At 36.5% G+C, this 18,054-nt stretch carries 15 protein-coding genes; 3 read left to right on the top strand and 12 right to left on the bottom strand.

Features of this window, described 5'->3' with window-relative positions:
- Positions 1 to 530 precede the first annotated feature (530 nt).
- On the bottom strand, positions 531 to 659 hold the full coding sequence (locus KI363_RS22305) for a hypothetical protein (RefSeq protein ID WP_281414147.1): 129 nt from the start codon (positions 657 to 659) through the stop codon (positions 531 to 533).
- A 223-nt stretch (positions 660 to 882) separates the two neighbouring features.
- A complete protein-coding gene (locus KI363_RS20055; protein ID WP_212967427.1) occupies positions 883 to 1,764 on the bottom strand; it encodes a helix-turn-helix transcriptional regulator in 882 nt (293 codons plus the stop codon).
- Positions 1,765 to 1,886: 122 nt separating this feature from the next.
- On the opposite strand from KI363_RS20055, the gene KI363_RS20050 reads away from it, so the two are divergent.
- Complete coding sequence (locus KI363_RS20050) at positions 1,887 to 3,761, top strand: beta-L-arabinofuranosidase domain-containing protein (protein WP_212967426.1); 1,875 nt, start codon at positions 1,887 to 1,889, stop codon at positions 3,759 to 3,761.
- A 128-nt stretch (positions 3,762 to 3,889) separates the two neighbouring features.
- Here KI363_RS20050 and KI363_RS20045 read toward each other — a convergent pair whose 3' ends face one another.
- The 9 genes from KI363_RS20045 to KI363_RS20010 all read right to left on the bottom strand — a co-directional run bounded on the left by KI363_RS20045 (position 3,890) and on the right by KI363_RS20010 (position 14,355).
- Positions 3,890 to 5,824: a glycoside hydrolase family 127 protein gene (locus KI363_RS20045; RefSeq protein WP_212967425.1), complete on the bottom strand. Its 1,935-nt coding sequence runs from the start codon at positions 5,822 to 5,824 to the stop codon at positions 3,890 to 3,892.
- Positions 5,825 to 5,950: 126 nt separating this feature from the next.
- The gene (locus KI363_RS22300; protein ID WP_281414146.1) at positions 5,951 to 6,079 is read right to left on the bottom strand and encodes a hypothetical protein; all 129 of its coding nucleotides are present in this window, start codon (positions 6,077 to 6,079) and stop codon (positions 5,951 to 5,953) included.
- A gap of 38 nt (positions 6,080 to 6,117) precedes the next feature.
- Positions 6,118 to 6,963: a carbohydrate ABC transporter permease gene (locus KI363_RS20040; RefSeq protein ID WP_212967424.1), complete on the bottom strand. Its 846-nt coding sequence runs from the start codon at positions 6,961 to 6,963 to the stop codon at positions 6,118 to 6,120.
- Between the two features lie 11 nt (positions 6,964 to 6,974).
- On the bottom strand, positions 6,975 to 7,913 hold the full coding sequence (locus tag KI363_RS20035) for a carbohydrate ABC transporter permease (RefSeq protein WP_246516965.1): 939 nt from the start codon (positions 7,911 to 7,913) through the stop codon (positions 6,975 to 6,977).
- Between the two features lie 55 nt (positions 7,914 to 7,968).
- A complete protein-coding gene (locus tag KI363_RS20030; protein ID WP_212967423.1) occupies positions 7,969 to 9,243 on the bottom strand; it encodes an ABC transporter substrate-binding protein in 1,275 nt (424 codons plus the stop codon).
- A 106-nt stretch (positions 9,244 to 9,349) separates the two neighbouring features.
- Positions 9,350 to 10,966 (bottom strand): DUF6259 domain-containing protein, encoded by a 1,617-nt coding sequence (locus tag KI363_RS20025; protein ID WP_212967422.1) that lies wholly within the window; start codon positions 10,964 to 10,966, stop codon positions 9,350 to 9,352.
- Between the two features lie 191 nt (positions 10,967 to 11,157).
- Positions 11,158 to 12,510: an ABC transporter substrate-binding protein gene (locus KI363_RS20020; RefSeq protein WP_212967421.1), complete on the bottom strand. Its 1,353-nt coding sequence runs from the start codon at positions 12,508 to 12,510 to the stop codon at positions 11,158 to 11,160.
- 37 nt (positions 12,511 to 12,547) lie between these two features.
- Positions 12,548 to 13,441 carry a carbohydrate ABC transporter permease gene (locus tag KI363_RS20015; protein ID WP_246516964.1) on the bottom strand — a complete coding sequence of 298 codons (894 nt, stop codon included), beginning with the start codon at positions 13,439 to 13,441 and terminating at the stop codon, positions 12,548 to 12,550.
- Positions 13,441 to 14,355, bottom strand: coding sequence for a carbohydrate ABC transporter permease (locus tag KI363_RS20010; protein WP_246516963.1), 915 nt, complete (start codon positions 14,353 to 14,355; stop codon positions 13,441 to 13,443). The genes KI363_RS20015 and KI363_RS20010 overlap by 1 nt, the downstream gene beginning before the upstream one ends.
- Positions 14,356 to 14,594: 239 nt before the next feature.
- Between KI363_RS20010 and KI363_RS20005 the strand changes: the two genes are divergently transcribed.
- Positions 14,595 to 16,394 (top strand): sensor histidine kinase, encoded by a 1,800-nt coding sequence (locus KI363_RS20005; RefSeq protein WP_212967419.1) that lies wholly within the window; start codon positions 14,595 to 14,597, stop codon positions 16,392 to 16,394.
- A complete protein-coding gene (locus KI363_RS20000) occupies positions 16,387 to 17,613 on the top strand; it encodes a response regulator (RefSeq protein WP_212967418.1) in 1,227 nt (408 codons plus the stop codon). Before KI363_RS20005 ends, KI363_RS20000 begins: the two co-directional genes overlap by 8 nt.
- A gap of 29 nt (positions 17,614 to 17,642) precedes the next feature.
- Here the strand turns inward: KI363_RS20000 and KI363_RS19995 are convergent.
- On the bottom strand, positions 17,643 to 18,054 hold a 412-nt coding region (locus KI363_RS19995), incomplete at its 5' end, for an ATP-binding protein (protein ID WP_212967417.1).

Below are 18,054 nucleotides of genomic sequence, written 5' to 3'. Positions count from 1 at the left end.
CCCACCTCATTCTGTTTGGGGGTGAAAGTAAACGAATGAAGGAGTCTATGATGATGAAAAATTAGAGGTTGGCAAGTGGTTTACAAAAAGGGCTGCCGTTTCATGCATTTTACACTTGCCAAATACATAAAAGATGCATGGGACAAAGGTAAACCCCGTTCCTTTGTTCAGGGGCTTGACAAAGCGCTGAATTGTTCATAAATCTAGCACCTTTATCTAGAAAATGGGTTTCTTTCTATATGAAATAGGTTTTCCACTCCTAAAATGGGGATTTTTTCAGAGAAATGAGTTTCCTCTAGAAAAGTCGGTGGAGTTAGACCACGCATTTGTAAATTGAATTCTTACCTAGTAAGGAATGATATAGACATTTTCCGCCCAGAAACTGTTGAACTAAAGAATCCTTCTGGATCGAATGAAAGTGGTAAATTCGCATGTAAGAAGCGGCCCAGTCAATAATCAAATACATAATGATTTTTCGAAACGAGAATAAAGAATTGCTTTTTAATGGGATCAAAACATCAAAAGTATTTTCATTTTCCATCTCTTTCAAAGATCGCAGGAAGGGCAACGGTCCAGCTTGTTGCATTTTTCAATTGAAAGTTAACTTTAATAGTAGATAGATTTGTATCCTTCTGCATGAAAACAGATCTGTCAGCCATATGCATTTCCCATTCCTACAATTCTACCAATCCTAAATTCACTAAATTATCATAGTTAAATTTAAGCCTTCAAATAATTCCATCAGATAAAATTCTTTGGAGATAATATCATTTTGTTTCACTTTTTAATGTAAAATCCTCCCCTAATGTTATGACGGAGGTTTCGTAAACCTATGTCAGGCAGAGGAGGATTTTTATCATATGCAAAGGCCTTAATAAATTTTTAATGACCAAAATATTGTTGCCTAAATTCACTTGGAGACCTGCCTTCATTTTTTTTGAATGTCCTGCTAAAATAAGCTGTTTGTGAAAAGCCACAACTTTCAGCAATTTTTTCTATCGTCATATTCGTTGAAACCAGTAACCGTTTTGCCTGATCTAGTCTCACACTATTCACATATTCGATAGGAGTACAACCAAGCGCATTGATCATACATCTAGAAATATAATTTGGATGATAACGAAGTTGTTCACCAAGTTCCTTGTAGCTGATTTTGCGGGTATAATTATTTCGCAAATAAGCCGCTGCTTGTTCCGCTACCTCCAGGGCTGGAGCCGACTTTTCTTGTTTTATAGTGTTTGCCAACTCTTGCAGCAATTGTTGAAAAAGTATTTGCCTTTGCCATTCTAATGATGAAGAATGTTCAAATTCGGAAGATAGAATTTGTTTACATAAAAAATCAAATTTATCCCAATTTCCTACTTTACAATGTTTTGGAAGTATAATATCAACTGGAAATTCTGAGAATGGATTTCTTTTACTCATCATTTCATATTTCTCCCTATGTTTAGGTGTGGCTTCGCTTATTTCTTTCCATTCCTTCGTTATAATAAAATGAAACCAATAAAAATGAGTTGTACTATCACATGGTTTGACAGAAAAATGATGTCGATCCGGATAAAGAATTAGTGCGTGTTTTCCTTCCACTTGATACTGTTCTTTTTCTTCTCCTATCATTAAACATCCACGGGTAACGAAAAGTAGGTCAAATACCCCAATCTTATTCCGATTCGGATGTGTCTGCCCTATCTTATATGTATCTTCTCCCCCATTTAAAAAGACAGGTAATGGTGGTGCTATTAATTGCAACATAATAATAATCATCCCCTCCTTTAAGTTTCGATTATGCAAATTTATGTTGGCATTTTGCATTATAAACCTATAATCATAATTATATAATAAATAGGTAGATATGAATATAATGCAATTAGAAGGGGTGTTAAAAATTGGATGAAGTAGTGAAACAGACATTAAGACAGACAGCATTTAAGTCCCTGCCGCTTGGAAGCATAAAGCCTAAGGGATGGCTTAGGCAACAACTGGAAATTCAAGCCAACGGTTTTACCGGGTATTTGGATGAACACTGGGAAGATGTCGGTCCCAATAGCGGATGGCTAGGAGGGTCAGGTGAAAGTTGGGAACGCGGTCCTTATTATTTAGACGGCCTAGTTCCTCTTGCATATCTTCTTGAAGATGAGCGATTAATTAAAAAGGCAAACAAGTGGATTGAATGGACACTTTCCAGTCAACGAGAAAATGGTTCGTTTGGTCCAACTCATATGAATACGGTTAACTCCGAAGTAGGTGAACAGGATTGGTGGCAGGATTTCATTATGTTAAAGGTTCTTACTCAATATGAAGAAGCAACTAGAGATCAAAGAGTCATCCCGTTCATGAATAAATACTTGAAATATTTGAATCAAGTACTACCAACTTTACCTTTAAAAGAATGGCATGAAGCCCGTGGAGCAGATTTACTTTTGTCCATTCATTGGCTTTACGAAAAAACAAAAGATCCGGAACTTCTTGAACTTGCAGAAATCGTGCGGGAGCAAACCATTAATTGGAGTAAAATTTTTGCGAAATTTCCTTATTGGCGCAAACAAACCCAATGGAATCATCGAATTCATGTTGTAAACATAGCAATGGGGATCAAAGCCCCTGCAGTGTTTTACCGACAAACACACGAGGAGTGGGAGAAAGAAGCGGTTTATAAAGGAATAGATAGTTTAATGACATACCATGGTCAGGCTCACGGGATGTTTTCTGGTGACGAATGGCTATCAGGGACACATCCAAGTCAGGGTGTTGAATTATGTGCCGTTGTTGAATATATGTTTAGTATGGAAAATTTGATTCGCATTCTTGGCGATGGGATGTTTGGTGATATTCTAGAAAAGGTAGCTTTTAACGCACTACCAGCTACGATATCCCCTGAATGGGACTCCCATCAATATGATCAACAAGTAAACCAAGTCATTTGTAATTTGGCAGAGAGACCATGGTCAAACGGTCCGGATGCAAATATGTTTGGTTTGGAGCCTCACTTTGGGTGCTGCACCTCGAATATGCATCAAGGTTGGCCTAAGTTTACATCAAATTCAATAATGGCTACGCATGATGGCGGATTGGCAGCCATTTCATATGTCCCTTGTCAATTAAAAACGACAGTTGCAGGAAATGTTGGAGTTGAATTAACAATCAACAGTAACTATCCATTTCGCGAACAATTGTCCATTGAACTAAATCTAACTGAAAAAACAACATTCCCACTTTTACTACGGGTCCCGGGATGGTGTAAAAATCACCAAATCAGTGTAAATGGCGAACTCCAAAACACAAAAATCGAAAACGGATTTGTCCGCCTTGAACGGGAGTGGAATCCCAATGATCAGATTGATTTAATGTTTCCAATGGAAGTCCAAATCGAAGAACGTAATAACCATTCTGTGAGTGTAAACCGTGGCCCTTTAGTTTATGTTCTTCCAATAGGTGAAAATTGGGTATGTGTACAAAATCGGGAGCGATTTCATGATTGGGAAGTTTACCCAACAACATCTTGGCGATATGCTTTAATCAATAATAGAGGTTTTAAAGTAAAAAAACAGGACATAACAGATCAACCTTTCAGAGCTGAGTATGCACCAATAAAGCTTGTTACTGAGGGACGATTATTATCGAACTGGGCAATGGAGAAAAATTCAGCATCTGAACCACCTTTAGACCCTAAACCTTATCCAAATGCACCAATTGCAACAATTGAACTTGTTCCTTATGGTTGTGCAAGATTACGGATTGGTGAATTCCCTTTATTAAGATGATCCTACTAGTTTTTATCGTAGGCGATTCAATGGCTAACTATTTTTTCAGCAACCTATACTATAAAAAGGGGTATCCAGTTGAATTATGGATACCCCTTTCAGTATAATAGTTTGCTTGTTTCTTAAATTTAGTTCAACGATTCATTCATCCATACTAACATTTCACCAGGTTTACGATTGCACCATGCATAATATGGGATCGCTGTCATTTGTATAGGCTTTGTTTTATCTTCAACAGGACGGTAAAGGGCATTTTCCCAATTTTCTTCTTCGATTCTCTGAGCTTCACCTGTAACAACAACGACGCCTCCTAAAAGATCCTTTTCATACTTAGCATGTAATTCTGCATTTCTTGGTAAAATAATTCCCGGTAAGTTTGGTCCATTATCCACTTCTTCTAAACAATACACGATTGGTCCTCGACGTAATGCAACTTTTCCAACATTATTGCGAACTTGCGGATTTGCCTGGATGCGTTCAACCTCCATTGGAAAAGATAATTCAACTACATCGTTTGCGGCCCATGTTCGGTCCAAATATACATATCCATTTTTCGTTAGGGGAAGGTGATCAATTGCTTCACCATTCACTTTTACTATGGCTCTATTTGCCCAACCAGGTATACGAAAGGCGAGAGTAAATGTGTGTTCTGTCTCAGGTGAAACTTCGATCGCTACATCCCCATCCCAAGGATAGTTCGTTTTTTGTGTAATTTGGACTTGTGTTCCTTGAATATCAAAACTTGTTTCATTCCCTATATATAGATGAACAAACAAATTTTTCTCCTTTTGAGAATAGATATAATGCCCCACAGAGGCGATTAACCTCGCTATATTGGGAGGACAACAGGCACAACCAAACCATGGTTGCCTTACAGGCTTTACATGTTCATGATCTTTTCTTACTTCACAAGTCTGTGGTGAAACTTCTAAAGGGTTCACATAAAAGAATTTTTTGCCATCTAAATTCATGCCACTAATCGAACCATTGTATAAAGCAGTTTCTAATATATCTGCATAGTTACTATTTATTTCGAGATTTAGCATTCGCTTTGCCCAAAAAGCCAAAGCAATGGTTGCACATGTTTCAGTATAAGACAAATCATTCGGCAGATCATAGTCAAACGAAAACGCCTCACCAAATGCCATTGAACCGATACCACCGGTAATATACATTTGTTTCTGTGTAACATTTTCCCAAAGCTTTTTAGTGGCCTCGACTAAGCTCTCATCACCCGTTCTTGCGGCTAGATCTGCCATTGCTGAATACATATAAGTGGCTCTTACCGCATGACCAACCGCTTCTTCTTGCTCTCGTACTGGTTTATGAGCTTGATGGTAAGCATAGTCGTTATGAAACCAAAATGGTTCCGAATCATTTCTTTTCTTTTTCTCGGTATCAAAAAAATGCGGTTGCTTCCCTCTTTCATCAATAAAATACTTACTGAGATTAAGGTATTTTTCATCCCCCGTCACTTCATACAACCTTATAAGCGCCAATTCGATTTCCTGGTGTCCCGGATAGCCTTGAATCTTATTTTCCCCGTTACCGAAAACGTCGTTAATATGATCGGCATACTTTATCATAATATCAAGGAATTTCCTTTTCCCGGTAGAATGGTAATAGGCTACTGCAGCTTCTATTAAATGACCCGCACAATATAGTTCGTGATTATCTCGAACATTCGTCCATCGCTTTCCGGGTTCTTTTACTTGATAATACGTATTTAAATAACCATCCTCAGCTTGGGCTCTTCCTAATAAATCAATAACTTCATCTGCATTTTTCTCCAATTCGGGATCGGATTTATGTTCTAAACTATACGCAACCGCCTCCAACCATTTGGCCACATCACTATCTTGGAATACCATTCCATAGAATTCGCCCTCCGCTTCACCAGCAGCAATCTTAAGGTTTTCAATTGCATGACTTGGTGATGTATTTGGTAGTCGGTCATTTAAGGCATCCCATTGATAAGGAATAACCTGTTCGCTAACGATATCTAAATAACGCCCCCAAAACTTATCGGTTATATTGATCCTATTTTTTACAGCTTCCTTCATTTAACACAACTCCTTATAATCTATTTAATAGTAATCTATGAAATTATAGTAGCTCTATTCCCGTAACTTTTAGACAGTAAATGGGATAGTAAAGGCACCCTCTGCACACGAATTTATTTTTCATTGCTATTCTGTTGGAAATTTTCCATCCAATAATGGATTAACTGACGCCTCAGCTTCAGATAAAACTATCCTTACATCCTTTAATTGAACTAGATTCATCTTGTACGCCTTGTTCTTAACTTTTTGTTTCATTTTCCTATCTCCTCGATTGTTAATATTATATATATAAATTACTTAACAGCTCCGCTCGTAAGCCCACTAATGAAATACTTCTGTAAAAATAAAAACAAAAGTATGATCGGAATAAAACTAATGATTGAACCTGCTGATAACAAACCCCAATCGGTTCCATACTGGCCGATAGCCATATTTGTCAGTCCGACATTTAATGTTCTCATGTTTTGAGAATTCGCGAAGACTAATGCAATTAAAAAGTCATTCCAAGTCGTATAAGCCGAAAAGATAGCAACTGTTGCAAGCCCCGGCCACACAAGTGGAAGTGAAACTTTAAAAAAGTTTTGAAATTCACTAGAGCCATCAATCATTGCTGCTTCTCTTAAACTTGAAGGTATAGAGTCAAATGAATTTTTCAACATAAAGACCGCGAAAGGTAACTGAAAAGTAACATATACCAAAACTAGCGCCATGTGAGTATTCATCAAATTCAGGTCATTCATAATTGAAAACAAAGGGATTAATAACCCGTGAAATGGAATCATTAGCGTAATCACAATAAGTGTCATAATGACATTTTTTAATGGTATATTTAATTTTGATAGACCATAACCAGCTAATGCCCCCACCAAAATAACTACCAATACTGTAGAAATGGTAAGGATTATACTATTGGTAATAAATAGAGAAAATTTTCCCCCTTCGATTTGGAAAATATTTGAGTAATTCTCGAATGTAAATTTTGTAGGAATCCATTTAGGAGGATAACTGGTAATGTCACTTGCTTTTTTCAATGATGTACTCACAATCCAAAAAAACGGAAGCAAGAAAAAAGACGCAGCCATGATGTTTAGCACAAATTTAACTTTTTCCTCTTTTAGATTCGCTACTACTTTCCCCATATGCTTTCCTCCTAACTTTCTCCAGGGTTTGCCATCATTTTCATTTGAAATATACTAATAGCCCCTAAAATAATTAGTAGAATGACCGTCATTGCGGAGCCATAACCAAAGTCAAAATATTTAAAAGATGTATTGTATATTTCATGAACAACAGTCGTTGTTGAATGAGATGGACCGCCATTCGTCATAATTAAAAATTGTTCAAATGCCAAAACCGAGCCGATAACAGAAATAATTAATGATAAAAAGATCGATGGTCGCAATAACGGAAGTGTGATATAAAGAAATTGTTTCCACTTATTTGCTCCATCAATTTGTGCAGACTCATAAATGTCCTCCGATATCCCCTGTAAACCAGATAAGAGAATAACCATGGTAAAACCAGACATTTTCCACACAATCATAAAAGAAACTGCAGGTAGTGACGTACTGGCATCTCCCATCCAATGAATCGGCTCCTGAACAATGTGAAGACTGAGTAAATAATAGTTGAGCAATCCGTAAAGGTCATTATAAATCCATAACCACATTAAACTTGCAGAAACCATTGAAATAACAACTGGCATAAAATAAATCGCTCGAAATAGGGAGACCATTCGTAATCGACTATTAATTAGTAAAGCTAAAACAAGACCAACAATAAATAATCCAGGAGTAATTAAAATGGTATATTTTAATGTAAACCAAAGCGCATTCCAATATTGGACATCTTGAAACAATTCAACATAATTTCGAAAACCGATAAACAACTTCTCTCCAATTATGGGCCAATCAAAAAAAGACATGATGGCCGACTGAAGAAATGGATAGATAAAGAAAACAAAATTTAACAGCAAAGCAGGTATCACAAATGCAATATGACTTAATTTATATTTTCTTCTTTTCCTATTTGTTCTTCTTGTGAAAAATGGGTATTGTTTTCTTGGGACATAATTGATTCCTCTGCTCAAAGGTCGTTCCCCCTTATCTGAGAGAATAGAAGGAGAAAATCCCTTCTATATTCCATTAACGATTTAAAATTTGCTCAATTTCTTTATCCGCTTGCTCAAATGCCTCCCTTGGTTCTACCTCCCCTTTAAGGGTTCTTTGCATCGCATTAAGTAAAGGCTCACTAAAAATTTGTGTATATTTGGTTGTATATGGTGCATTGGCAACCTTTAATGCCTCTGTAAATACTTGATATCTTGGTTCCTCCCGAAAGTATTGGTTATCAAAGAAGTCTTCTCTTATCGGGATCGTTCCTGTTTTGGCAAACTGGTGCACTTGCAGCTCCTCAGACAAAGCAAATTCAATAAATTCTTGTGCTTCATCGATATAATTAGAGACAGTTGGGATTGCAATTAATTCTCCACCAGAAAAGGAAGAGTGTTTCTTTCCTTCATTTTTCGGGATGAGAGCAACACCGAAATCAAGGTCCGGATAATCTCTAATGATATCTCCTAAACCAAAGTTGCCATTTAAAAGCATGCTTGCTGTACCATTACCAAAAGCATCTGTCGATTCACTGCCGGCATAACTAATTACCCCCTTTGGCGTAACCTTATCTTTCAGTGTAAGATCCCTGTAAAATGTTAATGCTTCGATTGCCTCATCGGAGCTAATCAATGATTCGGTACCATCTTCGTTTAAGATATTGCCACCATTCCCCCATATAAATGGAAGAAATGTAAATGCATAAGAACCTAAATCTCCGCCATTATACACATACCCATATCGATCGTCCGTAGTAAGCTTTTTTGCATACTCCCGCATTTCCTGCCAGGTTTCTGGTGGCTTTTCGGGATCCAAACCTACTTCTTCGAAATGTTCCTTGTTATAAAATAAGGCAGAAACATCGGCACTAAATGGCACAGCATATTGTTTATCTTCATAACGACCAAGTCTTACCATCGCCTCGTTAAACTCATCTTTATATTCCAGAGAGCTATAAAAATCCGTTAAGTCTTGAAAAGCACCAATGGATGAAAAATATGGCGATAGAATTAAATCAATCGAAATAATGTCTGGACCTTCTCCAGCTGTTAAAGCACTAGCAAATTGGTCCGAAAGATTATGATTTGGAAACGATGTGACTTCTACCTGAAATCCATGATCCCCTTCATTAAATATTTCTGCCGCGGCCCTTACATTATTCTCACTAGCTTCCCTCGTCCACATTTCGAGTACCACTTGACTACCATCTGAAATTCCTCCAGTGGACCCCTGGTTTGAGCAGCCAGATACAAAACAAATTACGGCTCCAAGGAGTAACATCCCAATGATCGATTTCAAATTTTCCATTTGCTTCCCCTTCTTATTAAAGTGTTAGGACATACAATGGCAAAGTGACAGAACAAGATATAAGCCAAAAGATACTGAAGGCACTTACATCTTTATCGATAATTAATTAAGAAATCCCCGGATGTATCGGGACCCAACTTTTAGCCCTCTCAATTAATAGCTCTGTCGCCTGTTTATTGTTGCTGATGGTATCTTCCACAACTGATAAAGTTGGGATTAATTCAGGAAAATCTCTTTCCCATGGGAGACCATTTTCATTCCATGCATATTCATGTATTCCTCCAGACCCTTTGCCCGGTGCAGGGTAAGCCAAATAATGCGTTTGCAATGCATATCTGTATAAGGCAGCCCCATGTCCTCCTGGACGTTTCCTTTCATGAAACAAAGAGAAGATACCCCACAAAGCATCATAGCTATTCTCCCCAAACAATAATGTCTCCGGATGCATGCGCTTTATTTCCTTTGCCCATTTAAGTAATCCTTCGTATGGAGAATAATCAGGATCATTCTCCCACCATCTACTAATATCTAAAAAAATACCATCGACTCCATAGGAATGTATTAAATGACTAGACTTATCGATCATATACTTCAAGAAGTCTGGGTGACCCATGTTGGCTAAAATACAGTTATTTTCTATAAATAGATCATAGTCCCAATCGACCCAATTACAACGTGCCTCATGTCCCCAGGAATCCTTCATGGCTATATTCTCTAATCCCAAATGTTTAATCACTTCTATATTGGCGTTATTAGCACCAAGCATTGGAACTACCTTGATTCCTAAAGAATGCGCTTTTTTCACCAACCGCTGAAAGCCCTTTACGCCTCCCATGTCCTCACTAGGTTGATATTCTGGATAATTATAATAGTATCTACCATCCCACCCAGGCAAAAAGGCAAGGACATTGCGCCCATCAATTCTTTGAGATATCCATTCCAGTATGTTTTCCATATCCGCAAAAGTATTAAATACATGCCCTGTCCAGTGTTCGCCATGAAGGATTGTTACTAGCCGAATATCTTTTAACCACTCAGGGGTGTCTTTTCTATCTTTAAAAGGAACAAGATCAAAGTTTTTTTCTAAGTCAAGACAACGTTCCTTGATAATTGACTCCTTCTGATCACAAACACCTATGTGCCACTCGGGCATTTCAATGGAATGGCTTCGCCATCGTTTATCCTCTTCATGTGCTATATCCAGTGTCTGTGCTTCTGCAAAGGGATCATAATGACTTGCAAATGCTTTAGCACGTAACTTATTATCTTTTGATAGAGCATACCATTGTTGTTCCAATGTATCTTCTACAAACACAAGTGGCATTTTGATATCTTTTGGATACTGTCTAGCATGAATGTCTCTATTAAATTCAAATGCACTCGTTGTATTTTGATCGAACTGAATCGAGATAACGTTGATGCCATAAACCTGAAGTAATATGGACTTACAAATTTCTTTGGGATGTTTTCCGCTGCCATGTACAATATAACGCCCATCAACACCTCTTGCGATGGTCATTTCCAACTCACCATCACACTTTTTTTGTCCACCTGCCCAAGCTAGTCCGGAGGCAAATAATCGGACACCATTCTCGATGTTTTCGATTGTTACCTTTTCCGGATCTGGAGCATAAGCATTAACCTCCGTGAATAATCTAAGCGAAAAACTTAAACTGTCTAGAGTAACTAAGCTATCCTTAAAATCGTAACCTATGGTATACAAAGAAAACCCACCTCTTTTTGCAAGTTTTTCATCCTATTTTTCTATTCATTACTTTTTTCAAATATGCCTACCTCCCTCTATTTTTTCTATCGCTTCACCTCCTTAATATTCGCCTTCTGCTTCCCCAGCTGCAATCTTAATATTATGAATAGCATGACACAGTTATATTCTGGATGTGAACTGGGTGGCAACTATTCTGTTGGGAATTTCCCATCTAATACTGGGTTAACCGCCGCCTCAGCTTCGGATAAAACCTCATCCAAAGATTTTGCGTTGGTCCAGTATTGATCAAGTGCCTGTTCCAAAGCAGTATTGACCTCATCCCAGTTCACTATCGTATGTTCTGGAGCGGAAACAGAATGATTGACCAAGTAATCAATAGCCGCTTCTTTATAATCTTCTGGATGAACATCATTGTCTGTCCAACTGGCTATTTTTTCCTCATCCGTATAGTATTCTTCCTGAATGGGCATCCATAATCCCTTTTCAAATAAATCTACTTGCTCAGGATCGTTATGATACAAATAGAATTCAAGTGCCTCCTCAGGATATTCTGTACTACTAAATATGACACTCGCTCCCGCCAAAAATATAGTTGTAGGTTCTTTAAAATACGGCAAAACAGCCGTTCCTAAATCTATTCCCGATGCTGCGATGTCCAGTAAAGCCCATTGTCCATCAATAGCCATGGCCACTTTTTTCGTTTGCAAACTAACACTAGTTGCCGGCATGTTTTCCATTTGAACTGGAGTTGGGGCAACATGGTGTTTATAAATTAAATCATGAATTTTTTCTAAAGCTTCTTTCGCCTCAGGTGTATTTAATGTCAGTTCCGTACCATCTTCGTTCGTTAAATCTCCACCATTACTTTGTACTATAGGGAGCCAACCGTTAAAATTAGTTGGAATGCTTACACCATACTGGACGATATTTTTTGGATTAAAACCAGGTTGATCGGGACTTTTCCCGTTCGAATCTTTTGTTAACTTCTTAGCGACTTCCACAAATTCATCCCAGGTCCATCCCTTTTCGGCTTCAGAAGGCGGTAATTCAACAGCAGCTTCTTCAAATAAAGCCTTATTATAGAACATCATAATGATTTCCGCTGCCGTGGTATTCCCAATATGTTTTCCAGGTTCATAATATAGATAAGATTGTGGGACTCTACTTGCTAATTCTGGATAGGCTGTTTCATATTCTGTTAAATCCATCACTTTTCCTTCTTTTGCCCACTTTCTTGCTAGGGATGCACTTAAATAGGCAACATCGGGCAGTTCATTCGAAGCCATAAGTGTATTAATTTTAGTATTATAATCTCCTGTAACATGCTGACCAACGACTTTAATATCAGGATGGGACTTATTAAACGAATCAAGCATTTGTTGAACCGCTTGTTTTTCATCATTACTTCCCCAGTACATAAAGGTTAATTCAACAGATTTATTGTCACCATTTTCTTTTCCTGAGGAATGGCTACTGCAAGCGATTAACAAAACCATTACGGTTAAAATTAAACCAACTATTTTTAAATATTTTATTTTCATAAGTGGTCCCCCTCTCTTTTTTCGCATAATATCGGGTTTACCCCTTGGTTCCTGTAAGAGCGATCCCTTCAATAAAATAACGTTGGGCGCAAAAGAATAATACAATAATTGGAAATACAATCGCCGCACTAGCTGCCATTAAATACCCCCATTGTGCATTATATAATCCTTTAAAGGTGGCTAAACCAATGGCTAAAGTAAATCTCAAATCACTATTCAGATAGATTAATGGTCCTAAAAAATCATTCCATACGGCAATAAATGTAAATATACTAACAACAATAATCGCTGGTTTGGATAATGGAATGATCACACGGAATAAGACCGTCAAAGGTTTGGCACCATCCATGTAAGCAGCTTCATCTAACTCTCGTGGTATGGACATGAAAAACTGGCGTAATAGAAAAATATTAAATACACCATTAATTCCGGTACCGAACCATGAAGGGACTGTTAAAGGGATAATGGAATCTAATGCTCCCAATCCTTTCCACATCATAAATGTTGGGATTAACATGACTGCGTAAGGTAGCATCATGGTGCTTAATATCATCATAAAAGCGAGTTCTCTACCTTTCCAACGTAGCCTCGAAAAACTGTAAGCTGCCAATGTGCTACTAAACAAAGTCCCAGCTAAAACAAATACTTCTATTGACATCGTATTTAAGAAATACCTTCCAAAAGGTACGGTCGTAAGGGCTTCAGGATAATTGGACCAGCGGATTGGATGAGGGATCCATTCCGGAGGAAACATAAAGATCTGTTCCGTCCCCATTAACGAGCTACGAACTAACCATAAAAAGGGGAAAATCATGACACCTGAGCCAACTATCAAGATTAGATATATTAGTATTCGTAGTAATTGAAAGTTACCTTTTTTCCTTTTTAATGAAGGGTTAGATTCTATAATTGTCGTAGCTTTTGAGTTCATCATTTTCCTCCTTCATAATAGACCCATCTTTTTGATGTCAGGAACAAAATAGAGGTGATAAATAAAATGACGATAAACAGAACCCAGGCTAGCGCACTTGCATATCCCATTTTGGTATCCGTAAATGCCGTTCTGTATAAATAATAAACATAAAATAGGGTTGAATTGTTGGGTCCACCTTCCGTCATAATATAGGCCTCGTTGAAAATTTGAAACGTATTAATTAAGGCCATAACAAGGTTGAAGAAGATTGTAGGTGTCATCATTGGAATCGTAACATGCCGAAGTTTGCTTAATGCTCCTCCTCCATCCATTTCCACAGCCTCATATAAGTGGGTAGGAACTCCTTGTAGTCCAGCTAAAAATATAACTGCAGCATTTCCAAGTCCCCATGTACTCATTAATACTAAGGATGGGATAGATGTTTGTTCATGATATATCCATTGCTGTCCAGAGACACCGAAACTCCCTAAAATAGAATTTAACAAACCAAAGTCGGGATTAAACATCCAAAGCCAAAGCATTGTATTTGCAACGGACGGAACTAAAACAGGTAAATAAAAGATTGTTCGGAAGATTGAGAGACCTTTGACCTTCTGATTCAACAACATCGCTACCAAGAAGGCTCCACACATAACCAAGGGCACACTGCAAAAAGTATAATAAACGGTAACAAATAAGGATTTACTAAATAGTTTATCTTCGGTAAACATTGTTTTGTAATTTTCTATACCAATAAATGAAAATTTACCCCCAATATTCCAGTCCGTTAAACTAAATCCAAGCGAAGCTATCATGGGTCCCAGTGTGAAGATTAAAAACCCTAACATAGCTGGAAGTGCAAGTATAATTCCCCAATTTCGTTCCATTTTCTCTATGCCGGATTTTTTGCTTTTTAACCTATTTACCTGCATTCTTGACCTCCTTTTCAGTATATTGAATACAACGCTTACATTCCCCCTTCCAGATCAGCTCCTTTCTTACAACTTATTTTATTGCAATTTTAAAAAAGAAAAATAGAATTTTTTACGATGTACTTTAATTTATTAAGAAGATTTAAAAGTCTGAAGTCCTCCATACCACCCTATTGACATAGTGATTTACTGATATAATATAATATTTCTAATAAAAGGATTTTGGGGGCGAATATAATATGAAACTATTCAATTTATGGAATAGAAGCACCATACATGGAAAATTCTTCAACTTAAACATATTACTAACCTTAATTCCAATGATTATAGTCAGTTCAATAGTATATAAAGTATCCGTTTACAAATTAGAAGAGAGGGCGGAAGAACAGGCATCGTCCACTATTCAAATCGGTAATCAGTACATTCAAAATTTATATGTAGACACGAAAGATATTTTGAATGTCATTATCGCAAATCCCGAAATACAAAAAATCATCAACCAGACCTCCATCAATGACTACACCTATATAAGTTCTATAGACTCCACCCGTTCAGTAGTCTCTTCAATTATTCAAAATAAACCTTACATAACCTCATTTGTTTTATATTCTTCTAACCATGAATTGAACAAAAAGTTTTTTAAAACGGACAATACATATATAAATAGAGATAGAGGAAAGGAGATTTATAATAAGTTAATCGAAAAAGATACATTATACTGGTGGAATAATCGAAATCTAAATGATTTTAGACAGGACTCTAACTCAATCGTTGTTGGCAGAGTAGTAAGAAATATGAAAAAAAACAATGAACCGAGCGGTTTTCTTTTATTAGAGATAGAGAAATCTTCTTTTTTTAAAGGAATAGATTTCTTAAATACGAAAGATTCCCACTTTTTTGTAATGGATAATAACCAGGAACTAGTTTATGATCAGTCTATTCCCGATAGGGTAACTGTAGATGAACCATCTAATCTATCAAAGATAAACATTGATGAAAAAGACTCGTCCAGTTTCAATGTAGCATTTAATGGAGAACAGTATATGGTTTTGTATCAACCGATATCAAACATACCCTGGAAATTTATATACTTGACTAAGTCCTCAACCTTTTATTCAGATGCATCATTTATGCAAAGGGTAACCGTTTTTGTATTTATCTTGACTTTTATCTTGGGTAGTGTATTAGCCTATATTTTTAGTAAAGCGGTTACCTCCCCTTTAAATCAGCTTTTCTCGGTCATAAGGGAAAATAAATTTTCTAATATAGAATTAGATTACTTTGATCCAAATGATGAAATTGGTCAAATTGGTGTACAGTATATTAAGATGTCCAGACAAAATAAAAAATTGAATGATGAGATCATTGAAGCAGTTATAAAAAGAAAAGAAGCGGAAATTCAGGTTCTTCAGGCCCAAATTAATCCGCATTTTCTTTATAATACCCTAGACTCCATTAACTGGCTTGCCGTTTCTCACAAACAATATAAAATTGGTGAAATGATTACTCATCTTGGCAACTTCTTCCGTTTGTCACTTAGCAAGGGAAAAGATACGATTTCAATGAAAAATGAGTTGGAACATATAATGGCTTATATCAAACTACAAAAATTTCGTTTTAATGATTCTTTCGATGTCATTGTAGAAATAGAAGAGGACATCCTTATGAAATTCTACATTCCAAAATTGACTTTGCAACCAATTGTTGAAAATGCTATTTATCATGGCATGAAAGAGAAAAATGGGGTTGGCACAATTATGATAACTGCTGAAGAAATACAAAATGGAATACGCATTCTTGTAACTGATGATGGTATAGGAATCAAAAAGGCTAAATTAGATATGTTAAATCAATCTATAGAAAAGGAAAAAAAGGGGGGATTACAAATTTACGGATTGAAAAATGTACATGACCGATTAAGACTTAAATACGGTAAGCCATTTGGTATTTGTATTGAAAGCGAATACAATCACTACACAACAGTCACCATTATGGTTCCGAAGCTAACAACGAATGAAGGGGGAATTTCATATGATTAGTGTTTTAGTAGCTGACGACGAGATTAACATTCGGGAAGGAATTCAAAAGAGTATTCCATGGACTGAGTTAGGATTATATTCAGTTGGTACTGCGAAAAATGGAGATGTAGCGTGGAGCCAAATTAAAAATTTACAGCCGGAAATTGTGATTTTGGACATAAATATGCCAGGGATGAATGGTTTGGATATAGCTGAACACATACGTAATGAAAATTTGGGGAGTCAGATCATATTTTTAACTGGGTATGACGATTTTCCAAAATTAAAAAAAGCGATAGAGCTGAAAGCAACAGACTATTTACTAAAACCGGTAGTTCTTAAAGATTTGCATAATGCCTTAGAAAAGGCAAAAAATCAGATTAAAGAAATCCGCTCTACTCAAGAATATATTAAAAATATAAAGGGAAAACTTAAGGAAAACTCTGAGATCACAACGAATAAAATTCTTATTGACTTCTTATATCAACAAAGAAGTTATACTGAAACAATTGAAAAACTTTTAGATCTAAATGTCCATTTCCAAATGAGAAAATCCTTTACAGTGATATGTGCTGAAATGGATGAATTTGAATTTTTACTAGAGAAATGGAATATTAAAGATAGGAATCTTTATATCTTTGCTTATCGTAAGATTGTTCAAGAAATACTAGAGTTGTTCGGGGATGGCCTTATTATATCGGAGTATCCCGGTAAGCTAACCTTAATCGTAAGTTGCGAATATTCTGCAACAGATCCACGGAGTATATATGTGTATGCAAATATTTCGGAAGAAGTACAAAAAAAGTGTGCTAAATTCTTAGGTTTATCCATTAGTATAGGTGTTAGTAATATTCGAGAAAATCCAGAGGAAATTCATGAATCTTACCAAGAGGCAATTTTTGCTCTTAATTATAAATCGATTGTAGGTCCAAAATCAATTCATTATTATCAATTGATTCACCCCAGCTCAGATTCAATGATTAAAACCATTGGTAAGGAACTGTTTTTATTAAATGAACTAAAAGTTGGTAATGAGGGCATGGTTAAAGAAATTCTAAACAAATTTATAATAGAATTAAAAAAATATAAAATTAACGAGGCTAAAATTATATCTTCCCAATTATTGATATTTGCAATTAGAATTATTTCAAATAAAGGCATAGAAGAGAAAAAACTTAAGATCGCGGATCCATTGTATTTTGCAAGCAAAAAGTTTAGAAGAATGCAGCGAGAAGTTTAGAACTTTGCCAGCCCTTATGTTCTTAGTAATTAGCTATTCGATAAAGCGTGTTTCACACGGTAACTGTCACCAGTAAAACTTAAAATATGAGCGTGATGTATGACTCGATCCACCAAGGCAGCGGTTAGGCGTGCGTCTACAAATATTTTATTCCACTGACTAAATTCTAGATTTGACGTAATAATAAGGCTTTTCTGTTCATACCAGTCGGAAATCAACTGAAATAGTAACTCAGCCCCATCCTTACTAAATGGCACATATCCCATTTCATCAAGAATGATCATATCAACTTTATTAAATCGATTACGTAGAGTTTGATATCGACCTTCCACCCACGACTTTTCCAACAACTCTATTAAATCAGCTACTCTGTAGAAACGGACCTCATATCCGTTTCTACAAGCTTTTCGACCTAATGCTGTTGCTAGATGCGACTTTCCT

The sequence above is a fragment of the Lederbergia ruris genome, from assembly GCF_018332955.1.
GTDB lineage: Bacteria > Bacillota > Bacilli > Bacillales > Bacillaceae_C > Lederbergia > Lederbergia ruris.
Note: the sequence above shows the minus strand (reverse complement) of the source record. Positions and strands in the feature narration are given on the sequence as shown.

Bases quoted from the DNA above. Each gene is read 5' to 3' on its own strand.
- KI363_RS22300 (WP_281414146.1), bottom strand. From the start codon at position 6,079: ATGAAACAAAAAGTTAAGAACAAGGCGTACAAGATGAATCTAGTTCAA.
- KI363_RS20010 (WP_246516963.1), bottom strand. From the start codon at position 14,355: ATGCAGGTAAATAGGTTAAAAAGCAAAAAATCCGGCATAGAGAAAATG.
- KI363_RS20000 (WP_212967418.1), top strand. From the start codon at position 16,387: ATGATTAGTGTTTTAGTAGCTGACGACGAGATTAACATTCGGGAAGGA.
- KI363_RS22305 (WP_281414147.1), bottom strand. From the start codon at position 659: ATGGCTGACAGATCTGTTTTCATGCAGAAGGATACAAATCTATCTACT.
- KI363_RS20005 (WP_212967419.1), top strand. From the start codon at position 14,595: ATGAAACTATTCAATTTATGGAATAGAAGCACCATACATGGAAAATTC.
- KI363_RS20030 (WP_212967423.1), bottom strand. From the start codon at position 9,243: ATGGAAAATTTGAAATCGATCATTGGGATGTTACTCCTTGGAGCCGTA.
- KI363_RS20045 (WP_212967425.1), bottom strand. From the start codon at position 5,824: ATGAAGGAAGCTGTAAAAAATAGGATCAATATAACCGATAAGTTTTGG.
- KI363_RS20020 (WP_212967421.1), bottom strand. From the start codon at position 12,510: ATGAAAATAAAATATTTAAAAATAGTTGGTTTAATTTTAACCGTAATG.
- KI363_RS20040 (WP_212967424.1), bottom strand. From the start codon at position 6,963: ATGGGGAAAGTAGTAGCGAATCTAAAAGAGGAAAAAGTTAAATTTGTG.
- KI363_RS20015 (WP_246516964.1), bottom strand. From the start codon at position 13,441: ATGAACTCAAAAGCTACGACAATTATAGAATCTAACCCTTCATTAAAA.
- KI363_RS20055 (WP_212967427.1), bottom strand. From the start codon at position 1,764: ATGATTATTATTATGTTGCAATTAATAGCACCACCATTACCTGTCTTT.